The following is a 1,690-nucleotide window of genomic DNA, read 5'->3' on the forward strand; positions in this document are numbered from 1 at the left end:
GCCTGCGGCAGCGCCGGCCGCCAGGGACGGTCGCAACGCACCGCCTGGAAGCGGTTGGCGTAGCCGACCTCGCGTGCTTTCGCCAACACGCCCGCGTCGGGCCGCGACGGATCGGCGCGCGCACGCTCTACGCCTGGCGACTCGGGAGCCTCGGCGTCCAACGCCAGATACGTATCCAGCCCGCCCAGCCGCTGCGCCAGCGAGGCGCGGGTCTCGGGCGGCAGGTTATTGATGCCTACGTGCTCGACCCGGTCCAGCGCGAAGGCGGGTTCGAAGCCCTCTTCAGCGGCGGGACCCAGCGGGGACATATTCTGCAAAGTGAAGCGCGTGCCGGAACGGAAGGTACGCACGCCGCCCAGGCCGACAAAGGTCTCCGCGCCGGCCTGCACGGCTTCCATCGCCAAAGTCGCCTGGCGCCGCGCCTCGGCCTCATCGGCAAAGCTGCCGTGGCCGGCTACCTCGTACCATTCCAGGCCGGCGTCCTCGCCGCCATCGGCGGGACGCGCCAACGCCTCGGCCGCCACCGCGCGCTTGCCGCCGCCGTGCCAGCCCAGGACAGTGACGCGGTCCGGACCGCGCCGCCACTGGCGCGCCATGGCCTGCACGGTGTCGCGCGACTCGGTCGCGCTTGCGCGCTGAAAGCGAACGCCGCCGCCCGCGGACTCGGCGTCCTCGGCCAAGCCACGGCTATCGGCGAAGATCAGTGCCACATGCCGCGCGGGTACTTCGGGATCCTCGACCACCGTCCAGCCCAGTCCCGCTTCGGCCAGCAGGCGGCTGATGAAGGCGTAATCGGTTTCGCGGTACTGCGTGGCGTAGGGACGCGGTGCGAGCCCCGCCAGCGCTTCGGCCGCGTCGCCCGCCACCCGATGCGCATAGCCCTCGTATGCGCCCAACACGTGACCGATGACGTCCAGCACCGGACGCGCTTCGAACACGCGGCTGTTGCGCTGCTGCGTGGCCAGCCACAGCCAGGGCGCGACCGTCAGGCGGTAGCGCGCCAGGCCCGCGTCGCCCGACAGCAGCTCGGCTTCGCGGACCAGGCCGCTGCGGCCGGCGCGGCTGCCGTCGGCGCGCGTGGTCCACAACGTGACGGGGCGTCCGATCATGTCGCGCAAATCCAGGCCGGCGTTGTCGGCCAGCGCGACCACGCGCGTCTGCGAGATGCCCGACAGGGCCTCGCGCGCGATCCAGCCCTCGACCTGCAGCGAGGCGAGCGCGCCCTCGCCTTCCAGGCTGTAGAGGCGGGCGTCGGAACTGAACAGGCCGGGCGTTGCAGTCGGATCCATTGCGGCAAAAAACCTTCTCTGAAGACTCAGGGTTCGACCTGGGCTTGCGGATTGGGACATTCGGGCGCGGTGCCCCAGTAGCCCGAGCACACCCGCAAGCGGCATTGCTCGCTCTCCAGGAAGCCCAGCTTGCGGCATTGCTCCAGGCGCGCCGCCAGGGGCGAGCCCGGCAGTTCGCGGACGAAGACGCCGTCGTTCTTGTAGACCTTGGTCCCGGGCGGTGATGCGGGCGGCAGGCCGTAGGACATCAGCGCCGCCAACAGCGCCGCGTCGGAATCGTTGCGCGGCGTCTTGGCGCGCTGCGGCGCGGCCTGGGGTGCGGCTTTGGGCGCAGCTTGTGACGTGTTCGCGCGCGCGCTGCCATTGGCAGCATGCTCAGCGCGTTGCACCGTGGGCCCCGC

The 1,690-nt window shown here is 71.5% G+C and carries 1 protein-coding gene and 1 pseudogene; both read right to left on the minus strand.

Features of this window, described 5'->3' with window-relative positions:
- The coding region (locus WBB14_RS03510; protein ID WP_424238598.1) for a type VI secretion system Vgr family protein at positions 1-1,289 on the minus strand (1,289 nt) is incomplete at its 3' end.
- Between the two features lie 26 nt (positions 1,290-1,315).
- A pseudogene (locus WBB14_RS03515) lies at positions 1,316-1,690 on the minus strand (hypothetical protein); the annotation flags it as partial.

This window comes from Achromobacter sp., assembly GCF_049647645.1.
Classification (GTDB): domain Bacteria; phylum Pseudomonadota; class Gammaproteobacteria; order Burkholderiales; family Burkholderiaceae_B; genus Achromobacter.